This is a genomic window from Streptomyces sp. NPDC002092, assembly GCF_053593775.1.
The window spans coordinates 409,348-433,136 of record NZ_JBSFDG010000004.1 but is presented as its reverse complement, the minus strand read 5'-3'; the positions used below and the strand labels follow the sequence as shown (position 1 = coordinate 433,136).

The window sequence follows — 23,789 nt, the reverse complement described above, 5'->3', positions numbered from 1 at the left end:
GTCGCGAACCGTGACGCGCGCCGCAGCGTCGTATGCCCCGGGCACCTAATATCTGTGCATGGCAGAGGGTGGAGCGATGAGAGCGGAAGCGGACGCGGCTGCGGCGGTGCGGAGGGGGTTCTGGACCCCCGGGACCCAGGTCCTGTGGCGCTACCGGGAGAACGCCGGCGAGCGCTTCCACATCGCACGCCCCGTCACCGTCGTCCGGGACGACGACGAACTGCTCGCCGTGTGGCTCGCACCCGGCACCGAGTGCGTACGGCCCGTGCTCGCCGACGGCACCCCGGTGCATGTCGAGCCCCTCCGGTCCCGCTACACCAAGCCCCGTACCGTCCAGCTCGACCACTGGTTCGGCACCGGCGTGCTGAAGCTGGCCCGCCCCGGCGAGCCCTGGTCGGTGTGGCTGTTCTGGGAGCCGGGCTGGCGGTTCAAGAACTGGTACGTGAATCTGGAATCGCCGCTGGTGCGTTGGGACGGCGGGGTCGACTCCGAGGACCACTTCCTGGACATCTCCGTGCACCCGGACCGCAGTTGGCACTGGCGTGACGAGGACGAGTTCGCGCAGGCCCAGCAGGACGGGCTGATGGACGCGTCGGCCGCCGAACAGGTGCGCAGGGCGGGCCGGTCGGCGGTGGAGGTGATCCGCGCCTGGGGCCCGCCGTTCAGCGACGGCTGGCAGCACTGGCGCCCGGATCCGTCCTGGGCTGTACCGTCTTTGCCGGAGGACTGGGACCGTACGCCCGCGCATGTGTCCACGTGAGACTCTTGATGCGCCCCCGGTCCACAACCGTAGGATCGTCCTCCGCAAGGTGCGGCAGCAACTGCCGGAGCATGCGCTGGGCTTGACCGATCGTCACCGAGGGGCGGCAGGACGTGAGCGAGGGGTACGAGGGCAACACCGCAGCGAGCCGTGAACGGTTCGCCGGTGGCACGACAGCAGCCTCTGACCACGCGGGAATTCCGTTCCGGGGACACGTATTCCGGGTATCGGGATTCCTGCGGGACCAACTGCGCTCGCAATGCGCAGCCCCGGACGGACGGATTCGACACGCGTGACGGAGCACCCCATGTCCTTCGAGCGCCCGCAGCCGGGCGCCGACCCCGCGGACCCCCGCGGGGCGCTCCTGCACACCCAGACGCCCTCCCCCACGGCCGCTTTACCCGCACAGGCGCGCACCGGGGAGACCCCGTCGACGCCGGGTACGGCCACGCCGTGCAGCAAAGGAAGCCAGGGAAAGGACCCGGTCTCGCCCCCCTCCGACACCACCGGCCCCGAGCACTCGCAGCCCGCCGCCTCAGAAGCCGTGGAGCCCGGCACGCACCGCCCGCGCCCCGTCCCCGAGACCATCCCGGACCAGCCGGACGGCGCGCAGGACCGGCCGCAGGTGGCCGGCGCCCAGGAGCGCCGTACCGGACAGGGGATGACGGCGCCCGGGCAGCCGACGCCGATGCGGCGGGACGGCGACCGGCTGCGCTTCGTCGGCGCCGCGACCCGGCGGATCGCCCGCGGCATCGACCTCGACGAGATCGTCATGGGCCTGTGCCGGGCCACCGTGCCGACCTTCTCCGACGCGATCCTCGTCTATCTGCGCGACCCGCTGCCCGTCGGCGACGAGCGGCCCACCGGCCCGCTCGTGCTGCGGCTGCGGCGCACCGACCGGATCCCCGCGGAGCGGGACACCGAGGGCGGCTTCTCGCCCGCCCTGCAGCCGGAGCCCCCGGAGATGACGGGGCTCGACGCGGTCGGCGCCGAACTGTGCGAGGTACGGCCGGGCAGCGCGCTCGCCGAGGTGCTGCGCGGGGTCCGCCCGGTCTTCACCGACGCGCCCGCCGCCCGCGCCGCCCTGCCCGAACTCCTGGGCGACGGCGGGGAGTTCGTCGTACCCGGCGGACAGCGCGCGATCCTCGCCCCGCTGCGCGGCCGCCGCCGGGTGATCGGCGCCGCGCTCTTCCTGCGCCGCCCGGAGCGCATGGCCTTCGAGGCCGACGACCTCCTGGTCGCCGCCCAGCTCGCCACGCACAGCGCCCTCGGCATCGACAAGGCGGTGCTGTACGGGCGCGAGGCGTACATCGCCGACGAGCTGCAGCGCACCATGCTGCCGGAGACCCTCCCACGTCCCACTGGCGTACGGCTGGCGTCCCGCTATCTGCCCGCCGCGGAGACCGCGCGGGTGGGCGGCGACTGGTACGACGCCATTCCGCTGCCCGGCAGCCGGGTCGCGCTGGTGGTGGGTGACGTGATGGGCCACTCCATGACGTCCGCGGCCATCATGGGCCAGCTGCGGACCACGGCCCAGACCCTGGCCGGACTCGACCTGCCCCCGCAGGAGGTCCTGCACCACCTCGACGAACAGGCCCAGCGCCTGGGCACCGACCGCATGGCGACCTGCCTCTACGCCGTCTACGACCCCGTCTCGCACCGCATCACCATCGCCAACGCCGGCCATCCGCCGCCGGTCCTGCTGCACCTGGGCGGCCGCGCCGAGGTGCTGCGAGTGCCGCCGGGGGCGCCGATCGGTGTGGGCGGCGTCGACTTCGAGGCCGTGGAGCTGGACGCACCGGCCGGGGCGACGCTGCTCCTGTACACCGACGGTCTGGTCGAGTCCCGGCTGCGGGACGTGTGGACCGGCATAGAGCAGCTGCGCGAGAAGCTCGCCGCGACCGCACAGCTGACCGGACCCGACCATCCGCCGCCGCTGGAAGCACTCTGCGACGAGGTGCTCGACATGCTCGGCCCGGGCGACCGGGACGACGACATCGCGCTGCTCGCCGCCCGCTTCGACGGGATCGCGCCGAGCGATGTGGCGTACTGGTTCCTGGAGCCGGAGGACGCTGCACCCGGCCGCGCCCGCCGGCTGGCCCGGCGGGCACTGTCCCGCTGGGGCATGGAGGACCTCAGCGACTCCGTGGAGCTCCTCGTCAGCGAGGTCGTCACCAACGCCGTCCGCTACGCGTCCCGCCCGGTCACGCTACGACTCCTGCGCACCGACGTACTGCGCTGCGAGGTCGGCGACGACGTACCGCAGTTGCCGCGGCTGCGGCAGGCACGGGCGACGGACGAGGGCGGTCGTGGGCTGTACCTGGTGAACAGGCTGGCCCGGCGGTGGGGGGCGACGCGGCTGAGCACCGGGAAGGTGGTCTGGTTCGAGCTGAACCGGACATAGCGCTCCGCGGGATCACCGCCAGGTCGCCTCAAGCCGTTGATCACCGGAACCCCACAGTTTCGCCGCTGACTTGAGTCGCCCTCCAGCGGCCTGTCGGTGTTTCGCGCCACGAGGCTTCGAGTCATGCATCGTTTAAGTTCTTGCCTGGCGTGTCCATGCCTCGTGTAAGGTGACCTCGCGATCAGCGACCCGGACTCGACCACTCCGGCCTCCTGAGCGCGTGAGCGTCCAGGGGGACTCCCGCACAGTGCACTCCGTGTGGCCCCCATCCGTATGCATTGGCACGTGGGGGATCGAGTTGCGTCTCAGAAGAATCGGTAGTTCGCCGGCCCTGGACGCCCTCCCTCGCTGACCCTTCCCGAAGGCGCCCTGCCCACCCCCTGACCACAATCCCGACCACACCCACAAGCCCAATGCGGCGTGGCACCTTTTTGGGCAGCCCTCTACTGCTGCGCCGTGGCGGTCTTCTTCGGACCGGGATTCCGGTACACAAACCGGTTCATGGTGAGCGACTTCTTTGAAGCAGCGATTTGCACTTTCACTTTCCGGGCGATCACAGAGGCAACGGAAATACTCGAGAAGCCCCGCCAGATCAGCGCGCGATCGGTGTTCCCTCCGGTCCCACTGCAGTAAATGATCAACATATTTCTGGAGGCAATTGCATGGCTAGCAAAGCAAAGTTCGGCGCACTCGTGGCCGGCCTGGCTCTCACTCTGGGGCTCGCGGCGGCCCCCGCGCACGCTGCGGACTACAGGTACTCCGGGGAGTGCGAGACCGAGGGTGCCAGCGGTTCCATAGCCACCAGCGGGTGGCATCGCGGCGTCGGCCAGAGGACGGTGCCGTCCATCAAGCTCAAGGTCTATGACTGGGTCGAGGACGGCCACCATGTAAGCATCCGTGTGGTGGCGTACTACGCCGACGGCTCCAAGGGGTACTACCCCTGGCACTCGAACTACGACGGATACGGCACCTCCAAGGAGTTCGACACATCCGCCACCGCGGGCGGGGTCAGCGGGATCTGGGACCTCGGCATCGAGGTCGCCCGATTCGAGGGCTCGCATCTGATGAACTACTGCTCGGCCGGCGTCTCCTGACGCCTGCTCTGCCGTCACCCGTGTGCCTTCCCGCGACTCCTGCCGCGGGAAGGCACACCTGCTCGGGGCAGGCGCCCGGCAATCGGGCGCCGAGCACGCGAAAGGCAGGTAGCTGTCGACCAGGAGCGCCGCTCATGCTGACGCGCCCGCGACACGCCGTGCAACGGCATCACATTGCCCTGCACCCGCCAGGCGCCCTTTGCTGTTGCTGCTACTGGCCGTTCGGATTGAACGGGTCCGCCGGGGCCGTCGGGGTCTGCGTCGGCGTCTGCGTGGGTGTTTGCGTCGGCGTCTGCGTGGGCGTCTGGGTCGGCGTCTGCGTGGGCGTCTGCGTCGGCGACTTGGTCGGCTTCTGAGTCGTAGGCGACTGGCTGGGCGTCCTGCTCGGCGACGGCGTGGGCGACGGCGTCCAGGACGGCTGGACCGCCGCACCCTGATTGGTGTTCAGTTCGAACTTCAGGTCCGTCTTGGCGACGCCGAAGGTGTACGCCGCCCAGACCTGCGCCGGGAACGTGCCACCGTTGACGCGGGGCAGTCCGCCCGCGTGGTACATCGAGACCTGTGCGAAGGTCTTGTGGTTCTCGCCGAACAGGCCGACCGAGGTGACCAGGTCGGGCGTGAAGCCGGTGAACCAGGCCGAGCGGTTCTCGTCGGACGTACCCGTCTTGCCGGCGACCTTGCGGCCGTCGCGGTTGGGGTTGGCCTCGACCGACTGCTGGGCCGTACCGTCGTTGACCACGCCCGTCAGCACCGAGGTGACCGTGTCGGCTGCCTCGGGGCTGATGACCTGGTCACCGATCGGGTTCGGCAGAGTGACCGAATGCCTGCTGTTCTCCACGGACTTGATGACGCTCGGGGTGACCTGCCTGCCGTGGTTGTCGAGGGTCGCGTAGACCCCGGCCATCTGCAGCGGACTCGCGCCCATGGTGCCGAGGGTCTGCGCGGGCCTCGGATCGAGGCCGGCCGTGTCCATGCCGAGCTGGCTCGCGACCTTGAGCACCTTGCGCATGCCGACGTCGACGCCCATCTGTGCGAAGACGGAGTTCACGGACTGGTTCATCGCCGTCTGGACGGTGATGGGGCCGTAGCTCCGGTCGTCCTCGTTCTCGGGGGCGAAGCCGACCTTGTTGCCGTTGCTGTCCACGACCTGGCGCTTGCTGGTGCCGTCGTAGATCGTGTTCGCACCGATGGCCTGGCCGCTCTGTGTCTGGGCGGCCTCGTCCAGGGCGGCGGCGAGGATCACCGGCTTGAACGTCGACGCGGGCTGGTAGTCCGTGCGGGTCGCGTTGTTGCGGTAGTGCTTGTAGTAGTCCTGTCCGCCGTACATCGCTACGACCGCACCCGTCTTCGGGTTCACGGAGGCGGCACCGGCCTGGACGTCCGCGTCGACCGAGCGCTTCTTCGAGTCGAGCTTGCTGATCAGCTGCGACTTGGCGGCCTTCTCCAGCGCCGCCTGCTTCTTCTTGTCGATGTTGAGCGTGATGGTCCAGCCGCCCTGCTTGACGATGTTCAGGGCGTCATTGAAGTTGTCGGCCGTGCCCTGGGTCACCAGCCGCTTGGCCAGCTGGGTGTTGGCCGCGTCCACCAGGTAGCCGGTCTGGCCGCCCATGCCGGGCGCGGCCTTGGGAGCCTTGGGAGTCGGGAACGTCATCCGCTCGCGCTTGGACTTGTCCAGCCAGTTCTTCTCGACCATGTTGTCGAGGACGTAATTCCAGCGGGCCTGCACCAGCTTCTTGCCGGTGGGGGTCGCGATCGCCCAGTCGTACTGGTTGGGCGCCTGGAGCAGGGCGGCGAGATAGGCGCCCTGCTCGACCGAGAGCTTCTGGGCGTCGACGTGGTAGTAGGCCTGCGCGGCGGCCTGGATGCCGTACGCGCCGCGGCCGTAGAAGCTGGTGTTGATGTAGCCGGCGAGGATGAAGTCCTTGCTCTTCGTCCGGTCCAGCTTCAGCGAGATGACCAGTTCCTTCAGCTTGCGCGTGACGGTCTGGTTCTGCGTCAGGTAGTAGTTCTTGACGTACTGCTGGGTGATCGTCGAACCGCCCTGCGCGCCCTTGCCGGAGAGCGTGTTGAGGATGCCTCGGGCGGTGCCCCTGAGGTCGACGCCGTTGTCCTCGTAGAAGGTCTTGTTCTCGGCGGCGACGAAGGTGTGCTGGACGTCCTTGGGCACCTTGGACAGGTCGACGATCTCGCGGTTCTTCTCACCGTCGCGCGTCAGCAGCGAGCCGTCGCTGTACTTGTAGACGTTGCTCTGCAGTGTCGCGTCGGGGTTGCCGCCGTCGGGGACTTTGATCATCATGTACAGCGCGACGAAGGCGCCCATGCCGAGCAGACAGAGGGCGAAGAAGGTCCCCACGATCTTCTTCCAGGTGAAGAGCCGGCGTATGAAGCTCTTGCCCTCCTTGCCGTTGCCCTTGCCCGCCTTGCCGCGGCCCGCCTTGCCCTTGGCGGCCTTGCGCGCCGCGGCACGGCCGCCTATGACGGTGGGCTCGGGCCCGGAGAGGTCCGCGGGTCCCGTCGTACCGGACGAGCGCGTCGGGGGCGCCGCGCGGCGGCCACCACGCTGTCGCGCTCGTCTCTCTTCCGCTCGTCCCATGGGTCCGTTCCGCTCCGCTTCGTTCAAGTGTGCTCATCTGTCACACAGGTTCGCCCGCACAGGTCAGCTCAGAAAGCTAACACCGGGAGGTGTGACAAAGGTCGGTGGATCCGCTCTTTTGCGGACGTGACAATCAGCACCCGCCCCGATGGAACCGACGGCCGAGAAGGGTTCAGGGTTGCCTTGGAGGGGTAAAGTGCTATCACTTAGCTAGGTGCATGCTTTCGCTTGAGGGCACGCCAACCAGACCGCACCACGACAACGGGGGACCACCCATGCCCATACACGACAACGCTCCCGAGGCCGACATACCGGAGATGCCCGCGCCCCGCGTCCGCGAGGTCACCGCGCACAGCATCGGCGGCGCGCTCGCGCTGCTGCTCGGGCTGCTCGGGCTCCTGGTCGCCGGCGTCCTGTTCGCGGCCGCGCAGGCAAATCCGGCCTTCGCGGCCGGCGGTGCCGTCGTCCTCGTCGCCGCGCTGATTTCGCTGCGCGGCCTCAACACCGTGGCGCCGGGCGAGGCGCGAGTCGTCCAGTTGTTCGGGCGCTACCGGGGGACGATCCGGCAGGACGGCCTGCGCTGGGTGAACCCCTTCACCTCGCGCACCAAGATCTCCACGCGGGTGCGCAACCACGAGACCGCCGTCCTCAAGGTCAACGACGCGTACGGCAATCCGATCGAGCTCGCCGCGGTCGTCGTGTGGAAGGTGCGCGACACCGCGCAGGCCACCTTCGAGGTGGACAACTACCTGGAGTTCGTCGCCACGCAGACCGAGGCGGCCGTACGCCACATCGCGATCGAGTACCCCTACGACGCCCATGACGAGGGCGGGCTTTCGCTGCGCGGCAACGCGGAGGAGATCACCGAGAAGCTCGCCGCCGAGCTGCACGCGCGCGTGGAGGCGGCCGGGGTGCAGATCATCGAGTCGCGCTTCACGCATCTCGCGTACGCCCCCGAGATCGCCTCCGCGATGCTTCAGCGGCAGCAGGCCGGGGCGGTCGTCGCCGCCCGGCGGCAGATCGTGGACGGAGCGGTGGGGATGGTCGAGGCCGCGCTCGCCCGGATCGCCGAGCAGGACATCGTGGAACTGGACGAGGAGCGGAAGGCGGCGATGGTGTCCAACCTGATGGTGGTGCTGTGCGGGGACCGCGCCCCGCAGCCCGTGCTCAACACCGGGACCCTCTACCAGTGACGGATCCTTCCGAGGGGGCTTCGCCCCGGCGCCGGCCACAGCAGCGCAAGCAGGTGCTGCTGCGGCTGGACCCTTTGGTGTACGAGGCGCTTGCCCGTTGGGCCGGTGACGAACTGCGTTCTGCGAACGCGCAGATCGAGTTCCTGCTGCGGCGCGCCCTCGCGGAGGCGGGGCGGCTGCCCGGGGAGGCGGGGCCGATACCCCGTCGCGGGCGGCCACCTGGGGGCTCCGCCCCCAGACCCCCATCGGCCTGAACGGCCTCGTCCTCAACCCGGAGTCGTTACTGAACCATGACAATCGGCTCCCACCTGCGGAGCTGTGAGTCGGCTGTACGCCCTGCCATGATCTAAGCACCAGGCGTATACACAAGGCGTATACACCATATGTAGAGTCGTGGACATGTCCATCGGTCACACTCTTCTGGGGCTCCTGGAGTCCGGGCCCCGCCACGGCTACGACCTGAAGCGGGCCTTCGACGAGAAGTTCGGTCACGACCGGCCGCTGCACTACGGCCAGGTCTACTCGACGATGTCCCGCCTGCTGAAGAACGGGCTCGTCGAGGTCGACGGCATCGAGGCGGGCGGCGGGCCCGAGCGCAAGCGCTACGCGATCACCGACGCCGGGATCACCGACGTGGAGCGCTGGCTGGCGACGCCGGAGGCGCCCGAGCCGTATCTGCAGTCCACGCTGTACACCAAGGTCGTCCTCGCCCTGCTCACCCACCGCAACGCGGCCGACATCCTCGACACGCAGCGCTCCGAGCACCTGCGGATGATGCGGATCCTCACCGACCGCAAGCGCAAGGGGAACCTGGCCGACCAGCTCATCTGCGATCACGCCCTGTTCCATCTCGAGGCCGACCTGCGCTGGCTGGAGCTCACCGCCGCGCGCCTCGACAAGCTCGCGGAGGCGGTGGCCAAGTGACTCCCGCAGGTTCCCTGCTCGTCGCCGACGAGCTGCGCAAGTCGTACGGACCGACCACCGCGCTCGACGGCGCCGAGTTCTCCATCCACCCCGGCGAGGTCGTCGCCGTGATGGGCCCCTCCGGGTCCGGCAAGTCGACGCTGCTGCACTGTCTCGCCGGGATCGTGACGCCCGACTCGGGGTCGATCCTGTACGCCGGGCGCGAGATGGCGACCATGAGCGATGCGGAGCGCAGTGCGCTCAGGCGTTCCGAGTTCGGGTTCGTGTTCCAGTTCGGCCAGCTCGTACCGGAGTTGACCTGCGTCGAGAACGTCGCCCTGCCGCTCAGGCTGAACGGCACCTCCCGCAAGGAGGCCGAGCGGACCGCGCTGACCTGGATGGAGCGGCTTGAGGTCGACGACCTCGCGAAGAAGCGGCCCGGCGAGGTCTCCGGCGGTCAGGGACAGCGCGTCGCCGTCGCCCGGGCGCTGGTCACCAGCCCCCGGGTGCTGTTCGCCGACGAGCCCACCGGCGCGCTCGACTCCCTCAACGGCGAGCGCGTGATGGATCTGCTCACGGATGCCGCCCGCTCCACCAACGCCGCCGTCGTCCTCGTCACGCACGAGGCCCGGGTGGCCGCGTACTCGGACCGCGAGATCGTCGTACGGGACGGGAAGTCCCGGGACATGGAGCGGATCGTATGACACTTCGGGGGTGGGCCGGGGACCTGGCCATGGGGGTGCGGTTCGCCTTCGCCGGCGGCCGTGAAGGGTGGACGCGTGCCGTGCTGACAGCCGTCGGCGTCGGCCTCGGTGTGGCGCTGCTGCTGCTGACCACGGCGATACCGAGCGCGCTGTCCGCGCGGAACCAACGGGGCACCGACCGTGACGACTTCACGTACAGCGCGAAGGTGCTGCCGAAGGCGGACGACACGCTCGTCATCGCCAATACGGACACGGCCTTCCGCGGCAAGGACGTGCGAGGGCGGCTGGTGGAGCCCGAGGGGGCGAAGGCGCCGCTGCCGCCGGGGGTGGAGAAGTTCCCGGGCAAGGGCGAGATGGTCGTCTCGCCCGCGCTGGAGAAGCTGCTGGACTCCGGCTCCGGCCGGATGCTGCGGGACCGCATGCCGTATCGGGTGGTCGGCACCATCGGGCATCCCGGGCTGATCGGGCCCGCCGAACTCGCCTACTACGCGGGGGCGACGGGGCTGGAGAACCATCTGGCGGGTGGCTCGGTCGAGCGGATCGACTACTTCGGGCCCTCCCGGGACCACACGCCCGACAAGCTGGACCCGATCCTCATACTCCTCATCATGATCATCTTCGTGGTGCTGCTGCTGCCCGTCGGAGTGTTCATCGCGGCCGCCGTGCGCTTCGGCGGTGAGCGGCGGGACCGCCGGCTCGCGGCTCTCAGGCTGGTCGGGGCGGACGGGCGGATGGCGCGCCGGATCGCGGGGGGCGAGGCGCTCGCGGGGGCGCTGCTCGGCCTCGTGCTCGGCACCGTCTTCTTCCTGGCCGGGCGGCAGTTGGCGGGGGTGCTGGTGGTGCGGGACATCAGTGTGTTCCCGAGCGACCTCAACCCCTCGCCCGCGCTGGTCGCGCTCGTCGCCGTCGCCGTACCGGCCGCGGCCGTCCTGGTGACGCTGTTCGCGCTGCGCGGGGTCGTCATCGAGCCGCTGGGCGTGGTCCGTACGGCGAAGCCGCCGCGCCGGAGGCTGTGGTGGCGGCTGTTGCTGCCGCTGGCCGGTCTCGGGCTGCTGTACCCGATGGTGGGCCAGGGCAACCACAACGGGAACTTCAACGAGTGGATGGTGATCGGCGGCACCGTGCTGCTGCTGGTCGGCGTCACCGCGTTGCTCCCCTGGATCGTGGAGGCCGTGGTGAACCGGCTCGACGCCGGATCCGTGTCGTGGCAACTGGCCGTACGCAGGCTGCAGTTGAGCAGCGGCTCGGCGGCCCGCATGGTCAACGGCATCGCGGTCGCGGTGGCCGGGGCGATCGCGCTGCAGATGCTGTTCGCCGGGGTGGAGCACGACTACACCAAGGCGACCACCAACGACCTGAGCCGGGCCCAGATGCAGGTCTACGTACGCGGCGACGTCCCGCTGGCCGAGGCCGCCCGGCAACTCACCGCGACCAAGGGCGTGCGCCGCGCCTCGGCCATCTCGCAGGGCACGCTCGGCGACCGGGCCAAGGAGGCGGACAACACACTGGAGGCGGCCGCGGGCACCTGCGCGGAGCTGCGGGAGGTGGCCCGGCTGTCGACCTGCCGCGACGGTGACGTCTTCGTGGTCAAGGGCGGCAACTACGACGCCAAGGCCAAGGAGCTCACCACACAGGGCCGCACCCTGTACTTCGACCCGGCCTACACCGGCTCCACGCACCACACGGTGGCCTGGAAGGTGCCCCCCGGCATCAAGGCGGCGGCCGAGCACGACGACCCCACCGGCTATGCGCGCGGCGGTCTGCTGTTCACCCCGGGCGCGCTGCCCGCGGGTGCGATGGCCGGCATGGTCCGGGAGGTGTACGTCTCGCTGAAGCCGTCGGTGCCGGACGCCGACGACTACGTACGCAACACCGCGGCGCGGCTGGACCTGCTGGCGGACGTGAACACCATGGCGGCCAGCAGCCAGTCGCTGCAGTTCCGTTCCATCCGCACCGGCCTGTTCGTCGGCGCGACCTGCGTCCTGCTGCTGATCGGCGCGAGCCTGCTGGTCTCCCAGCTGGAGCAGCTGCGGGAGCGCAAGAACCTGCTGTCCTCGCTGGTCGCCTTCGGCACCCGGCGCCGCACGCTGAGCCTGTCGGTGCTGTGGCAGACGGCGATCCCGATCGCGCTGGGCCTGCTGCTGGCGTCGGTGGTCGGGCTGACGCTGGGCGCGGTGCTGCTGCGGATGACCGGCGAGACGGTGACCGTGGACTGGGCGAGCGTGCTGTCGATGACGGCCATCGGCGCGGGTGTCGTACTCACCGTGACCCTGCTCAGCCTGCCCCCGCTGCTGCGGCTGATGCGCCCGGACGGGCTGCGCACCGAGTAGCCGGCCCAGGCCCAGGGCCCCTCCCCGACGCGGGGAGGGGCCCTGTCCGTTCACAGGCCGTACTCCCGCACCACCCGCCGTACCTGCGCGAAGAGTGGTGGTCGTTCTGTCGAGGGTCGCGCCGGCCGGCAGGTCGAGGACCTCCGGCGGGTGGTTGCCGGCGGTCAGTTCAGACTCCTTCTGCTGTCTTGTCCTGGTGCAAGAGGATCGAGCCGATACGGTCCAGGGCGGGTTGGCTCACCCGGTGCAGACGGTCGACGTCCATCCCCTCGTCGCCCAGCACGACCATCAGGGCGGTGTCGCCGACGGCGTAGAAGGCCGCGCAGCCGTGGCTGCCGTACGTCACGGTCCGGCGCAGCGTGCCGCGGGCGGTCGCCTGGATCAACTCCCGTATTTCTCTTCGCGTTTCCGGCATTTCGCGGCTGCTCGGCTGATTCATTTCGGGGTTCCGTTCCGCAGGCGGAAGAAGCCGCCCGGTCTGCGCCGGGGCAGTTCGACGGGTGTCGGTGATTGCGGGGGGGTGGTGCGGGCGCTGGCGGGGTGCGGCGGCGGATGCCGTCGGCGGGTGCGCGCACCCGGGATGGGCACGGGCGCGGCGGGGCACTCCAGCAGCCCCTCGCCGAGCATCCGCGCAACCTCGACGGTCACGGTGCAGACGCCGCTCCCGGCACGGAAGGCCAGGTCGCGGGCGGTACGGCCCGGACCGCAGCAGCAGCGTCTCCGGGCCCGGCGCCCCGGGCGACTCGGCGGCGAGGGCCCGCGCCAGCAGGTCGTAGCCCGACATCACGCGGGAAGGTGTATCAGTCCGAACGCATATTCCGGGTGCAGATTTCCGAGCTGTCTTCACGTGACGGAAGTTGAGCGGGGGGCTCGTTCAAATGGCTTTGTTCGGTGCGCATTTGATCGAGCGGTGCGCTCGTTTCAGGGGCTGTCGCCGGGTGCTGCGCCCCCAGACCCGCCTTCGGCCTGAACGGCCTCGTCCTCGAACGCCGGACGGGCTGAATGAGGCTGATCGGCAGGGTGCAGTCCGGCCGAGTAGTCCCTCAAGTACCCCACCACCGTGTTCGTCACCGCCACCAGCGGTACGGCGACCACCGCGCCGCCGATTCCGGCCACCATGCCGCCCGCCGCGACCGACAGGACCACCGCGAGGGGGTGGACGCGTACCGCGCGGCCGAGGATGAAGGGCTGCAGGATGTGGCCCTCGATCTGCTGGACCGCGAGGACCACGAGAAGCGTCATCACGGCCGTGAACACGCCCTGGGTGACCAGCGCGACGACCACCGCCAGTGCGCCGGAGGCCACCGCGCCGACCAGCGGGATGAAGGAGAACAGGAAGATGAACACGGCCAGCGGGACGGCCATGGGGACGTTGAGGAAGTAGATGCCCAGGCCGATGAAGATGGCGTCGATCAGGGCCACCAGCACCGTGCCGCGCACATAGGCGGTCAGCGTGCGCCAGGCCCGCGGGCCCGCGCCCGCGACACCGGGTCGGGCCGCCGCCGGCACCAGCTTCAGGGTCCACTCCCAGATGCGCCGGCCGTCGTAGAGCAGGAAGAGGGTCGAGAAGAAGGTCAGCAGGATGCCGGTGAGTGCCTCGACGACGACCTGGACGCCTTCCAGACCGAAGGACGTGATCTGGTCGGTGTTCGCGCCGACCGCCTCGCGCAGGTTCTTGGCGATCTGGTTGATCTGCTTGTCGGTGACGTGGAAGGGGCTCTTCAGCAGCCAGTTGCGCAGGTCGTCGATGCCGTTCTGGATCTGGTTGGAGAGGTTGTCGATGTTCTCCATGATCTGCCAGGTCACGAACCAGCCCAGCAGCCCCATCACGACGAAGCCGAGGATCGCGGTGAGCGCGGTGGCGGGGCCGCGCGGGACGCCGTGACTCTTGAGGCGGGCCACGGTCGGCTGCAGCAGCGCCGTGATGAGCAGGGCGACGACGAAGGCGAAGACGACGAGTTGTACGGCGCTGATGACCCGCATCAGCACCCAGACCGTGCCCGCGAGCACCAGCAGCCGCCAGCCGGCCTCGGCGGCGACGCGCACACTCCACGGCACGGCCTGCACGGGGTCGGGGCGGACGACGGGCGCGGGCGGCGGCGCCTCGGCCGCGTGGTCCGGGGGCGGCGGAGCCTGAGCGGCGGCCTTGCGGGGCGGGCGCGGTCCGTCGTCCCCGGCGCTCTCCCGCTCCATCTCGGCGCGGCGCTCGTCCAACCGCTCACTCACCTCGGTCAGACCGGCACCGATGCGGCCGAGCCACCCTGGCACTCGCGACATGATCCGTCCTCTTCCCCCGCGTCCCCGGGTGCTCCACACCACTCCCCCCTGGAGTCGTCGGATCGACCGTACAGGGCAACAGCCCCTCCCCCTATGACGGGGAGGGGCTGTAGAAGGTTGAGAGGCGAGACCGTGGGTCTCGGCGGCTTGGCGCCGGGCCTAGTACCAGTGGTTGGCGGCCCAGAAGGACTGCGCCGCGCACGGGCTGCCGTAGCGGTCGTTCATGTAGTTCAGGCCCCACTTGATCTGCGTGGCCGGGTTGGTCTGCCAGTCGGAGCCGGCCGAGGAGTACTTCGAGGCGGGCAGCGCCTGGAAGAGGCCGTAGGCGCCGGAGGAGGCGTTGACCGCGTGATAGTTCCAGCTGGACTCGTGGTCCACTATGTAGCTGAAGCACTGGAACTGGTTGCCGGGCACCATCTGCCGTGCCATCGCCTGGATCTCGGCGATGGAGTACGAGCTCTGGATCGGGAAGTCACCAGCGCTGCGGCTGGCCTTCTCCTTGGCGTCGGCGCGGTCCTTGGCCTCCTGGGCCGCCTTCTCCGCCGCAGCCTTCTTGGCGATCGCGGTGTCCGCGGCAGCCTTGCGGGCAGCCTCCTCGGCGTCCTTCTTGGCGCTCGCGTCGGCCTGGATGGCCTGGGCATCGGCCTGCTGCGTCAGGGAGGCGGTCTGGACCTGGGCCTGCTGGCCCGCGGGTATGTCCGCCAGGAGCGTCGCGTCGCTTGCCGTCGCCTCGGCGTCGTTGGGCACGGCGGTGCTGCCCGAGGCAACTCCGACAACGCTTCCGACGGCGGTGACCGCGGTGGCCGAGGCCACTGCGAATCCCCGGACCGAAATCCGGCTCACACGGTTTCCTTCCAGCATCGCCCGCTTCGGTGACCCTGGCGGACGCAATCGTGCCCCTGACTCTGGCCTCCCAACTACGGGGTCACGGGAGGCGCGGGCCCGGTGGGCAACTCCCGCGAGGGGAGCGCCGCGTGGTGCTCGGGCGGCATACGACGACGCTGTGGAGTTAGCTGTGGTGCTCGTGTGGTGCCGTACCGCTGGGGGTACAGGTGTGTCGTATGCGGGGCCTGACAGGAGTGAGACTCTGCCGTAACCGGACGCCGGGTGGCAATTCTGAGTTGCGTGTGAAAGCTCACATCCCGTTTGACCCCAGGGATTTTGAGAAACAGCAACACGCGAAGGCGCCGCCCCGCTAGGCTCACAGCCTTTGCGGGACGGCGCCAACTGACCTTGAACTACCTCAGACTTGGCCGTCTTCCTCAGATCTGTCCGTCTTCGAGCATTTCGGTCACAAGCGCAGCGATCTGGGACCTCTCGGACCTGGTCAGCGTCACATGCGCGAAGAGCGGATGCCCCTTCAGCTTCTCGACCACGGCGACGACACCGTCGTAGCGACCGACGCGCAGATTGTCCCGCTGTGCCACGTCATGGGTGAGAACCACCCGCGAATTGGCGCCGATTCGGGACAGAACGGTCAGCAGTACATTCCGTTCCAGTGACTGCGCCTCGTCCACGATCACGAAGGCGTCGTGCAGCGAGCGTCCGCGGATGTGGGTGAGCGGAAGGACCTCCAGCATTCCGCGTGCGGTGACCTCTTCGATGACCTCGCGGCTGGTGACCGCGGAGAGCGTGTCGAAGACCGCCTGCGCCCAGGGACTCATCTTCTCGGCCTCGGAGCCGGGGAGATAGCCGAGTTCCTGCCCGCCGACCGCGTACAGCGGCCGGAAGACCATCACCTTCTGGTGCTGGCGCCGCTCCAGCACCGCCTCGAGTCCCGCGCACAGCGCGAGCGCCGACTTGCCGGTGCCGGCCCGGCCGCCCATGGACACGATCCCGACGTCCGGGTCCAGGAGCAGATCGAGCGCGATCCGCTGCTCCGCGCTCCTGCCCTTGATACCGAAGGCCTCCCGGTCGCCGCGCACCAGGCGGATGTTGCCCTCCGCGGTGACCCGGCCGAGCGCCTTGCCGCGCTCCGACTGGATGGTCAGCCCCGTGTGCACGGGAAGGTCGGACGCTTCGGGCACATAGACGTGCCCTTCCTCGAAGAGGAGGTCCACCTGCTCGCCGGGCAGGGTCAGTTCGGACATTCCGGTCCAGCCGGAGGAGCCCGTGATGGCGAGTTCGGCGCGGTACTCCTCGGCGAGGAGCCCGACGGACGAGGCCTTGATCCTTAGCGGGAGGTCCTTCGACACGACGGTGACGTCGTACCCCTCGGCCTGCAGGTTGCGGGCGACCGCGAGGATGCGGGAGTCGTTGTCCCCCAGGCGGTAGCCGGTCGGCAGCACGCTGGGGTCCGAGTGGTTGAGCTCGACACGCACGGTCCCGCCGAGGTCCCCGATCGGGATGGGGGCGTCGAGACGGCCGTGCCGGACCCGGAAGTCGTCGAGCAGGCGCAGGGCCTGCCGGGCGAAGTACCCGAGTTCGGGATGGTGCCGCTTGGCCTCCAGCTCCGTGACCACGACGATGGGGAGCACGACCTCGTGCTCGTCGAAGCGGTTCAGTGCATTGGGGTCCGACAGCAGAACACTGGTGTCGAGGACATAAGTGCGCCGGTCTGGCTTGTGGCGCTTTGTGCTGGTCACCACGGAAGGACGTACCCCCTCGGATGAGGTCGGGGAGCGACGGAGTGGAGCTGGGCCGGTCGACGGCCGCGATGCACGGGCCGAAAACCGGCCCTCCGCCTTGTCTTCCGTGCTGAAACCGCACGGTCGGGCTGGTGCAAAGGGCCTCCCGGGCGGACGGCCCCGTGCCGCCCGCTGAGATCCGACACCCGTGGTTCGGGCGTCGACCTGACTGGCTTATGCCCTCGAACATGCGTCACCATGCCGACGCATATGACGGCGCCCTGGTGAACTCCTCGTTACATGTGCCCCAAATCGGGGTACTCGCGCCCTCTTCAGGGGCTACGGCGTGTCAGCCGCCGTAACGCCGGTGTCGCGCCGCGTAGTCACGCAGGGCGCGCAGGAAGTCGACCTTGCGGAAGGCCGGCCAGAAGACCTCGCAGAAGTAGTACTCGGAGTGCGCGGTCTGCCAGAGCATGAATCCGGACAACCTCTGCTCACCGCTGGTGCGGATCACCAGGTCGGGGTCGGGCTGGGCGCCGGTGTAGAGGTGGCGGCCGATCATGTCGATGTCGACGGCCTCGGCGAGGTCCTCCATCGAGGTGCCCTTGTCCTGGGCGTCGAGGAGCATCGAGCGCACCGCGTCGGCGATCTCCTGGCGGCCGCCGTATCCGATGGCGACGTTGACCAGTATCCCGTCGATGCCGGCGGTGGCCTCCTCGGCCTCCTTCAGGGTGGTCTGCATCTGCGGCGGGAGCAGGTCGGGGGTGCCGACGTGGTGCACCCGCCAGCGACCGTCGGCGGCGAGGGTCTTCACGACGTCCTCGATGATCCCGAGGAGCGGGCCGAGCTCTTCCTGGGGCCGGTCGAAGTTGTCCGTCGACAGCAGCCAGAGGGTGACGACCTCGACGTCCGTCTCGCTGCACCAGCCGAGGAACTCCTCGATCTTCTCGGCCCCGGCCCGGTGGCCGTGCTCGGTGGAGGAGCCCGCGGCCTTCGCCCAGCGTCGGTTGCCGTCCATGATGACGCCGATGTGCTTGGGCACCTGAGCGTGGTCCAGGTGGCCTTCCACCCGGCGTGCGTACAGCCTGACCAGCAGGCCGCGCAGCTTGTCGCGCAGGTTCACGTGATTGTCAGCCCCTCCGTACGGATCGGACAGGCGCGGGCCCAGGAGTGTGGAGGGCGATCCTGTCCGTATGGCGGTCCCCGGAGGCGAAGCCTACCCCCGGCTCCACCACGGCTCCCCCAAGGGGTGGTCGGGCGCACAGAAAACGGGCCGGTCCGTGGGGGGGAGACGGACCGGCCCGAGGGGGGGTTTCCACCATAACCCTTCGTAAGTGCTGCTGGGTGCATCGGCGTGCCACAACTACTCTCCGAATTCGAACGGCGACGCGGCGATGGCCATGGAGAGGCACTTTCACAGCGGGCTCATGGCCGGATCACAGCGGATTTCCAGGGGAAACGTTCGGGAAGCAGAGTGATCCGGAGGGTTTGCCGGGTCTTGGGGCTTGTTCGGCGAGTTGTCCCGGCATCCCCCAGCCGGGTGAACCGGCCCGCGAACGCCGATTTGACGGGGATACGGCACCGCGCAGCCCCCTCCACCGCGCGGTGCCGCCGCGCGGCTTTGCTCACGCGAATTACCTTGGTCTGAACTTACGTGACCCATGCGACTGGAATCGACTCGAGTGGATAACGATGTGGAAACCGCCCGCGCCCGCGCACCGAACCTCGATCTAGGACAGAAACTGACCTCCTTAGGTCCTACGGTCGTCCCATGACCCTGAGGATCAGCTGGAACGAGGCAAGCGCGCGCCGACTGGAACGGCAGTTCCTGGCCAACCCTGCCGAGCCGGGCACGGCGGTCGCCGATGTGGTCGACGCGATGCTCGCCGCGCATGCGCAGGTGCTGTCGGCGGCCGAGGTGTCGGTGGGGGTGCGGACGGCCGGGACGACCCGGGCAGCGGTGCGCGCCGCGCTGTGGGACGAGCGGACGCTGGTGAAGACGCACGGCCCGCGCGGGACCGTACATCTGCTGCCCGCGCGCGAACTGCCCCTGTGGTGCTCGGCCTTGCCCGCCGTACCGTCCACCGCCAGCCCGTTCGCACCGGGAGTGCGGGTCTCCGAGGAGCAGGCACGGCAGATCGTGGCGGCGATCGGAGATGCCTTGGAAGGGGCCGCCCTGACCATCGACGAGCTGAGCAATGAGGTCGTCGCGCGCACCGGTGCCTGGGCCGGCGACCGGGTGATGCCCGCGTTCCAGGACCTGTGGCCGCGCTGGCGGCAGGTCCTGCACCGGGCCGGCCAGTCCGGCGCCCTGTGCTTCGGCCCGAACCGCGGCCGCAAGGTGACGTACACCCGCCCGCCGCACTTCACCCCGCTGCCGCCGGACGAGGCGGTGCGCGAGCTGGCGCTCCGCTACCTGCGCGCGTACGGACCGGCGACCCCGCAGAACTTCGCCAAGTGGCTGGCGGCGCCCGGCGGTTGGGCCGCCGAGCTGTTCGGCACGCTCGCCGGGGCGGGGGAGATCGAGGAGGTCGTCTTCGAGGGGGCGAGGGGGTGCTGGGTCGTGGCGGGCGACACGGAGTTCCCTCAGGGGCGGCTGCCCGGGGTCCGGCTGTTGCCGTACTTCGACGCGTACGGCATCGCCGCGCAGCCCCGGGAGCTGCTGTTCCCGGGGGCCGCCTACGAACGCGCGCTGGCGGGCGGCCAGGCGGGCAACTATCCGGTGCTGCTGGTGGACGGCGTGGTGGCGGGGGTGTGGCACCAGCGGCGCCGGGGACGTCGTACGACCGTCACGGTGGAGCCGCTCGGACGGCTGACGGCGCGGCAGGAGCGGGAGCTCGGCGAGCAGGTGGAGCGGGTCGGCGAAGTGCTGGAGGCGCAGGCGGAGCTGGTCGTCGGTGAGGTGACGGCGGGAGCGCACGCATAGGGCTCACCGGTGGTGCGGCTTGCGGGCCTCGAAGAGGTGGCGGGTGCTGTGCGCGACGAACGGCCCCTCGGCCTCGATCTGTTCGTGCAGGGCGCGGAGCCGGTCCTCGTACGCCTCGACCGTGAAGCCCGGGACCATCCAGATCACCTTGCGCAGGAAGTGGACGACGGCTGCGATGTCGTGGAACTCGATGCGCAGCCGTTCGGCGCGCAGGTCGACGATCTCCAGGCCGGCGGCCTCGGCGCCGGCGCGTTCGTGGTCGGGGTGGCGGGTGCTGCGCGACGCCTCGGGCTGGGGGCCGAGGAAGTACTCGACGAGTTCGAAGACGCTGTTCGGGCCGACGTGCTGGGCGAAGTACGTGCCGCCGGGCTCCAGGACGCGGGCGATCTCCGTCCAGTGCGGGGTCACCGGGTGCCGGCTGCTGACGAGGTCGAAGGCGCCGTCCGCGAAGGGGAGCGGGGCGTCCTCGGGCACGGAGACGACCACGGTGCCGTGGGGGCGGAGCAGGGCGGTGGCCTTGGCCACGTTCGGCGGCCAGCCCTCGGTTGCGGCGGTGAGCGCCGGTGCCTTTGCGGCCCGGCCGAGGGCGAAGTGCAGGACCTCGCCTCCGCCGGTCTGGATGTCCAGGGCGGCTTTCGCCCCGGCGAGGCGGTCTGCCAGGGAGACGGCGTAGCCCCAGGAGGGCCGCTGCTCGGTGGCGCGGCCCTTGAACCAGGAGAAGTCCCAGCCTTCGGTGGGTACGGCTGCGCCTTCGGCGAGGAGGGTCTTGAAGCGGTGGGGTTCCCTGCGGGGCACGAGTGATTTGCGGTGGATCGGCATCTGCGGCTCCGTCGTGGCTGGTCGCGCCGTTCCCCGCGCCCCTTAGGGGACACTGGCGAACCGTCGCGGACTGTGCGAACCCTGCGGTCACGGGACCAGCGGTCTGACCTCTTGTGCTGCGAACCGTACAAAACCTTCTGGGTCGGGCTCGTCGCCCGTCGGCTGCAGGATCACCCTGTCGGCGCCTGCGTCCGCCAGGTGCTGTACGGCCTTGGCCACGGCAGCGGCGTCTCCGGCGACCCCGAGGTCGGGGACGGCCTCCAGCCCCTCGTCGGTGAGTTCGGCGTGGAGCCGGGCGGTGGCGTCGGGGCCGGTGGCGGTGAGGAGGTACACGACCACCTGGTGCGGGTCGGTGCGACCGGCGGACTCCCGGCCCTCGTCGATGAGCCGACGGGCCCGCCGTACGCCGTCGGCCGTGGTCGACGCGGTGAGGATCGTGCCGTCGGCCGCCTCCCCGGCCAGCCGCAGCGAACGCGGCCCGGTGGCGCCTGCCAGCACGGGCACGGGCCCCGCGGGCGGCCAGTCGAGCGTGACGTCGTCGAGCCGGACGTAGCGCCCCTCGGTCGTCACCCGCTCACCGCCGAGGAGGGCCCGCAGCGCGACCAGGTGCTCACGGAGCAGGGTGACGGGCGACTCGACCCGCGCCCCGACCTGCCCCATCCAGTCCTGCACCCCGTGCCCGACGGCGACGACGGCGCGCTCCGGGAACATCCGGTGCAGCGCGGCGGTCTCCATGGCGGTGATGGCGACGTTGCGCAGCGGTACGGGCAGCAGCCCGACGCCCACCCGCAGCCGCTCCGTCCAGGCCAGGGCGGCCGCGGCGGTGGAGATCCCGCCCTCGCGGAAGCAGTCCTCCCAGAGCCAGAGCTCTTCGAGGCCGCTCTCGTCCGCGAGGCGGGCGACGTCCCTGAGGCGCTCGGGAGGCAGTTGCGGGCGGAACACGGCACCGAGTCCAGTCATGGCTTCTTCCTATCCGGGCGGGACGAACGGAACAACTCCTTTATGCACCGCTGCCTTTGGCGCGCGCAGTGCGCGCCCTCAGGCCGCCGCGACTGCGCCCAGCAGCAGTCCTGTGAACGCCCCACCGATCATGAACGGGCCGAGCGGAATTGCCGACTTGCGGCCCGCGCGGCGGGCGAGAACCATCCCGAAGCCGTACACCGAGCCGTAGAGAAGGCCCGCGAAGGCGCCCGTCACGAGGATCTGCCAGCCGTACCAGCCGAGGGCCGTGCCCAGGGCGAGGGCGAGTTTCACGTCGCCGAAGCCCATGCCGGACGGGTGGACGAGGAAGAGGACGAGGTAGGCGGCGCCCAGGCTCAGGCCGCCGAGGAGGGCCGTGGGCCAGGATCCCGTGGCGGAGGGGAGGGCGGCGGCGGCGCCCAGGAGTGCGGCGGTCGTGGCGGCCAGCGGCAGCGTCAGGACGTCGGGGAGTCGGTGGACGCGGTGGTCGACGAGGGTCAGCAGGACAGCCACGGGGGTGAGGAGCACCCAGACCGCCGTCTCGGGGTGGGGCCCCGCTGCGGCGGCAAGAGCCGTACAGGCGAGGGCGGTTGCCGTGGAGACGGCCACCTTGCTCGGGCCGTACGGACCGCACACCCCTGTCCCCTCTGCCCCTTCGGTCTGTCGGCAGTCCGCCCTGCCCAGCCAGCCGGAGAAGGCGCCCGTGATCCGGTGGCCTGCGGGGCAGCGGTCGCTCCACGGCTGGTCCGGGTCGACCGAGAAGCGGTGGGCGGCGCGGGGCAGGAGCAGGCCCGCTCCCGCGCCCCACAGGGCCACCACGAGGGTGAGGAGTGTGCGCACGGCGGGACCCTATGCCCGGCGCGGGCCGGACGGCACGGGCCCCTGGGCCCATGGGGGGCCTACTGCGGTGGGGAGCGGATACCTTCGGTTCCAGGCACAGCAGACGGCGGCGGTGGGAGGGGCCTCGGGATGGGGCGGCAATGGGCGGACGGGCCAGGGAAGTTGATCGTGCGTACGGGGGATGAGGCAGGTGCTGTCGCCGTCCCCCTGGAGATCGCCACCTCCTACCGCGCCCGTACGAAAGGGCTGTTGGGGCGGGACTCGGTCGACGGGGCGATGCTGCTCTCCCCCGCCAACAGCGTGCACACGTTCCGGATGCGGATGCCCATCGACGTCGCCTACCTCGACCGCGAGCTGACCGTCATCGCCGTGGTCACCATGAAGCCCTGGCGGCTGGGGCTGCTCCGGGCCAGGGCGCGGCATGTGCTGGAGTCGGAGGCCGGGGCGATGGAGGGCTGGGGGGTCAGGCCGGGGGCCCGGGTGGAGGTGCGGGTCGGCGGCTGAGGTGGCCTGCGGTTCCGGGCTGTTCTGCTAGAGACGTGTCGCGGTGCGGACAAGGCTCGCGACGGCCCGGGAGCGGCTGTGCGGTGGCCAGGCGATGACCGTCGTGACCGCCGGTGCGTCCAGAACCGGCACGGTGGCGAGGTCGTCGCGCAGCTGGCCCCGGCTCGACTCCGGCGCGATCCAGCAGGCGCGGCCGAGCGCGATCAGCTGGAGCAACTGCGCATGGTCCCGGGCCTGTGGACCCGGGCCGTCGGGGTACGTGCCGTCCCGGCCGGGCCAGCGCGGCATCGGCAGGTCGGGCAACTCCCTGACGTCGGCCATCTGCACATGGGGCCGGCTGGTGAGCGGATGCCCGGCCGGCAGGATCACGACCTGCCGTTCCGTGCAGAGCTCTTCGGTGTCGAGCCCCGCCGTCGCGTCGAACGGCAGGTGCAGCAGGGCCACGTCGGCCCGGCCGTCGCGCAGCAGTCGTTCCTGCTCACCGATTCCGCACAGGAGCACCTCGACGGGGGCCGCATCGGGCTCGGCGGCGTAGGTGTCGAGCAGTTTCGCCAGCAGTTCGCTGGACGCGCCGGCCTTCGAGGCAAGGACCACTCCGGCCTGGCCGCCCGCGGCGAGGGCGGCGCGGCGGGTGCGGCGCTCGGCGGCCTCGACCGCGTCCAGTGCCGCGCGGGCCTCCCGTAGGAGCACCGACCCGGCCTCGGTCAGGGCGACCGTGCGGCTGGTGCGTTCCAGCAGGACCGCCCCGAGGCGCCGTTCGAGTCGGCTGATCGTCCGCGACAGCGGGGGCTGTGCGATCCCCAGCCGCTGTGCGGCCCTGCCGAAGTGCAGCTCCTCGGCGACGGCGACGAAGTACCGCAGTTCACGCGTCTCCACGCCGCCAGGGTACCGGCCCCGACCGGTATCGATACCCCT

The 23,789-nt window shown here is 70.4% G+C and carries 20 protein-coding genes and 1 pseudogene; 10 read left to right on the top strand and 11 right to left on the bottom strand.

The annotated features are described in order from the left end of the window. Positions 1–58: 58 nt before the first annotated feature. From fomD to ACWCRD_RS12110, 3 genes are all read left to right on the top strand, one after another. The gene (fomD, locus tag ACWCRD_RS12120) at positions 59–760 is read left to right on the top strand and encodes a cytidylyl-2-hydroxypropylphosphonate hydrolase (RefSeq protein WP_450965736.1); all 702 of its coding nucleotides are present in this window, start codon (positions 59–61) and stop codon (positions 758–760) included. A gap of 307 nt (positions 761–1,067) precedes the next feature. Then, on the top strand, positions 1,068–3,164 hold the full coding sequence (locus ACWCRD_RS12115; RefSeq protein WP_450965735.1) for a SpoIIE family protein phosphatase: 2,097 nt from the start codon (positions 1,068–1,070) through the stop codon (positions 3,162–3,164). Positions 3,165–3,826: 662 nt separating this feature from the next. After that, positions 3,827–4,258 carry a hypothetical protein gene (locus ACWCRD_RS12110; protein ID WP_450965734.1) on the top strand — a complete coding sequence of 144 codons (432 nt, stop codon included), beginning with the start codon at positions 3,827–3,829 and terminating at the stop codon, positions 4,256–4,258. Positions 4,259–4,469: 211 nt separating this feature from the next. Here the strand turns inward: ACWCRD_RS12110 and ACWCRD_RS12105 are convergent, their stop codons facing one another. After that, positions 4,470–6,851, bottom strand: coding sequence for a transglycosylase domain-containing protein (locus tag ACWCRD_RS12105; protein ID WP_450965733.1), 2,382 nt, complete (start codon positions 6,849–6,851; stop codon positions 4,470–4,472). Between the two features lie 275 nt (positions 6,852–7,126). Here ACWCRD_RS12105 and ACWCRD_RS12100 point away from each other — a divergent pair, with 275 nt between their 5' ends. The 5 genes from ACWCRD_RS12100 to ACWCRD_RS12080 all read left to right on the top strand — a co-directional run bounded on the left by ACWCRD_RS12100 (position 7,127) and on the right by ACWCRD_RS12080 (position 11,981). Further along, positions 7,127–8,044: an SPFH domain-containing protein gene (locus ACWCRD_RS12100; protein WP_450965732.1), complete on the top strand. Its 918-nt coding sequence runs from the start codon at positions 7,127–7,129 to the stop codon at positions 8,042–8,044. Then, entirely contained in the window at positions 8,041–8,298 is a 258-nt protein-coding gene (locus tag ACWCRD_RS12095; RefSeq protein ID WP_450965731.1) for a hypothetical protein, read from the top strand. The genes ACWCRD_RS12100 and ACWCRD_RS12095 overlap by 4 nt, the downstream gene beginning before the upstream one ends. A 145-nt stretch (positions 8,299–8,443) precedes the next feature. After that, on the top strand, positions 8,444–8,968 hold the full coding sequence (locus ACWCRD_RS12090) for a PadR family transcriptional regulator (protein WP_450965730.1): 525 nt from the start codon (positions 8,444–8,446) through the stop codon (positions 8,966–8,968). Then, a complete protein-coding gene (locus ACWCRD_RS12085) occupies positions 8,965–9,651 on the top strand; it encodes an ABC transporter ATP-binding protein (RefSeq protein WP_450965729.1) in 687 nt (228 codons plus the stop codon). Before ACWCRD_RS12090 ends, ACWCRD_RS12085 begins: the two co-directional genes overlap by 4 nt. Continuing rightward, a complete protein-coding gene (locus ACWCRD_RS12080) occupies positions 9,648–11,981 on the top strand; it encodes an ABC transporter permease (RefSeq protein ID WP_450965728.1) in 2,334 nt (777 codons plus the stop codon). The genes ACWCRD_RS12085 and ACWCRD_RS12080 overlap by 4 nt, the downstream gene beginning before the upstream one ends. A 169-nt stretch (positions 11,982–12,150) precedes the next feature. Here ACWCRD_RS12080 and ACWCRD_RS12075 read toward each other — a convergent pair. From ACWCRD_RS12075 to ACWCRD_RS12050, 6 genes and pseudogenes are all read right to left on the bottom strand, one after another. Further along, positions 12,151–12,372 (bottom strand): annotated as a pseudogene (locus tag ACWCRD_RS12075) (roadblock/LC7 domain-containing protein); the annotation flags it as partial. A 44-nt stretch (positions 12,373–12,416) separates the two neighbouring features. Next, the gene (locus tag ACWCRD_RS12070) at positions 12,417–12,629 is read right to left on the bottom strand and encodes a hypothetical protein (RefSeq protein ID WP_450965727.1); all 213 of its coding nucleotides are present in this window, start codon (positions 12,627–12,629) and stop codon (positions 12,417–12,419) included. A 273-nt stretch (positions 12,630–12,902) separates the two neighbouring features. After that, the gene (locus ACWCRD_RS12065; protein ID WP_450965726.1) at positions 12,903–14,258 is read right to left on the bottom strand and encodes an AI-2E family transporter; all 1,356 of its coding nucleotides are present in this window, start codon (positions 14,256–14,258) and stop codon (positions 12,903–12,905) included. 159 nt (positions 14,259–14,417) lie between these two features. Next, positions 14,418–15,101, bottom strand: a complete 684-nt coding sequence (locus ACWCRD_RS12060; protein ID WP_450965725.1) for an aggregation-promoting factor C-terminal-like domain-containing protein — start codon at positions 15,099–15,101, stop codon at positions 14,418–14,420. Positions 15,102–15,520: 419 nt separating this feature from the next. Then, the gene (locus ACWCRD_RS12055) at positions 15,521–16,846 is read right to left on the bottom strand and encodes a PhoH family protein (RefSeq protein ID WP_450965724.1); all 1,326 of its coding nucleotides are present in this window, start codon (positions 16,844–16,846) and stop codon (positions 15,521–15,523) included. A 328-nt stretch (positions 16,847–17,174) separates the two neighbouring features. After that, positions 17,175–17,948 carry an isoprenyl transferase gene (locus ACWCRD_RS12050; RefSeq protein ID WP_450965723.1) on the bottom strand — a complete coding sequence of 258 codons (774 nt, stop codon included), beginning with the start codon at positions 17,946–17,948 and terminating at the stop codon, positions 17,175–17,177. A 648-nt stretch (positions 17,949–18,596) separates the two neighbouring features. On the opposite strand from ACWCRD_RS12050, the gene ACWCRD_RS12045 reads away from it, so the two are divergent. Continuing rightward, a complete protein-coding gene (locus tag ACWCRD_RS12045; RefSeq protein ID WP_450965722.1) occupies positions 18,597–19,751 on the top strand; it encodes a winged helix DNA-binding domain-containing protein in 1,155 nt (384 codons plus the stop codon). 3 nt (positions 19,752–19,754) lie between these two features. On the opposite strand, the gene ACWCRD_RS12040 is transcribed toward ACWCRD_RS12045, so the two are convergent. The 3 genes from ACWCRD_RS12040 to ACWCRD_RS12030 all read right to left on the bottom strand — a co-directional run bounded on the left by ACWCRD_RS12040 (position 19,755) and on the right by ACWCRD_RS12030 (position 22,370). Continuing rightward, positions 19,755–20,570 carry a methyltransferase domain-containing protein gene (locus tag ACWCRD_RS12040; RefSeq protein ID WP_450965721.1) on the bottom strand — a complete coding sequence of 272 codons (816 nt, stop codon included), beginning with the start codon at positions 20,568–20,570 and terminating at the stop codon, positions 19,755–19,757. Between the two features lie 87 nt (positions 20,571–20,657). Next, complete coding sequence (locus tag ACWCRD_RS12035; protein WP_450965720.1) at positions 20,658–21,530, bottom strand: LLM class flavin-dependent oxidoreductase; 873 nt, start codon at positions 21,528–21,530, stop codon at positions 20,658–20,660. Positions 21,531–21,608: 78 nt separating this feature from the next. Next, positions 21,609–22,370: a prepilin peptidase gene (locus ACWCRD_RS12030; protein WP_450965719.1), complete on the bottom strand. Its 762-nt coding sequence runs from the start codon at positions 22,368–22,370 to the stop codon at positions 21,609–21,611. A gap of 129 nt (positions 22,371–22,499) precedes the next feature. Here ACWCRD_RS12030 and ACWCRD_RS12025 point away from each other — a divergent pair, with 129 nt between their 5' ends. After that, positions 22,500–22,874 (top strand): DUF192 domain-containing protein, encoded by a 375-nt coding sequence (locus ACWCRD_RS12025; protein ID WP_450965718.1) that lies wholly within the window; start codon positions 22,500–22,502, stop codon positions 22,872–22,874. 27 nt (positions 22,875–22,901) lie between these two features. Here ACWCRD_RS12025 and ACWCRD_RS12020 read toward each other — a convergent pair whose 3' ends face one another. Further along, the gene (locus ACWCRD_RS12020) at positions 22,902–23,750 is read right to left on the bottom strand and encodes a LysR family transcriptional regulator (RefSeq protein ID WP_450965717.1); all 849 of its coding nucleotides are present in this window, start codon (positions 23,748–23,750) and stop codon (positions 22,902–22,904) included. Positions 23,751–23,789: the final 39 nt, after the last annotated feature.

Coding starts and splice junctions, on each gene's coding strand:
- fomD (WP_450965736.1), top strand. CDS start 59: ATGGCAGAGGGTGGAGCGATGAGAGCGGAAGCGGACGCGGCTGCGGCG.
- ACWCRD_RS12115 (WP_450965735.1), top strand. CDS start 1,068: ATGTCCTTCGAGCGCCCGCAGCCGGGCGCCGACCCCGCGGACCCCCGC.
- ACWCRD_RS12110 (WP_450965734.1), top strand. CDS start 3,827: ATGGCTAGCAAAGCAAAGTTCGGCGCACTCGTGGCCGGCCTGGCTCTC.
- ACWCRD_RS12105 (WP_450965733.1), bottom strand. CDS start 6,851: ATGGGACGAGCGGAAGAGAGACGAGCGCGACAGCGTGGTGGCCGCCGC.
- ACWCRD_RS12100 (WP_450965732.1), top strand. CDS start 7,127: ATGCCCATACACGACAACGCTCCCGAGGCCGACATACCGGAGATGCCC.
- ACWCRD_RS12090 (WP_450965730.1), top strand. CDS start 8,444: ATGTCCATCGGTCACACTCTTCTGGGGCTCCTGGAGTCCGGGCCCCGC.
- ACWCRD_RS12080 (WP_450965728.1), top strand. CDS start 9,648: ATGACACTTCGGGGGTGGGCCGGGGACCTGGCCATGGGGGTGCGGTTC.
- ACWCRD_RS12065 (WP_450965726.1), bottom strand. CDS start 14,258: ATGTCGCGAGTGCCAGGGTGGCTCGGCCGCATCGGTGCCGGTCTGACC.
- ACWCRD_RS12045 (WP_450965722.1), top strand. CDS start 18,597: ATGACCCTGAGGATCAGCTGGAACGAGGCAAGCGCGCGCCGACTGGAA.
- ACWCRD_RS12040 (WP_450965721.1), bottom strand. CDS start 20,570: ATGCCGATCCACCGCAAATCACTCGTGCCCCGCAGGGAACCCCACCGC.
- ACWCRD_RS12035 (WP_450965720.1), bottom strand. CDS start 21,530: ATGACTGGACTCGGTGCCGTGTTCCGCCCGCAACTGCCTCCCGAGCGC.
- ACWCRD_RS12025 (WP_450965718.1), top strand. CDS start 22,500: ATGGGGCGGCAATGGGCGGACGGGCCAGGGAAGTTGATCGTGCGTACG.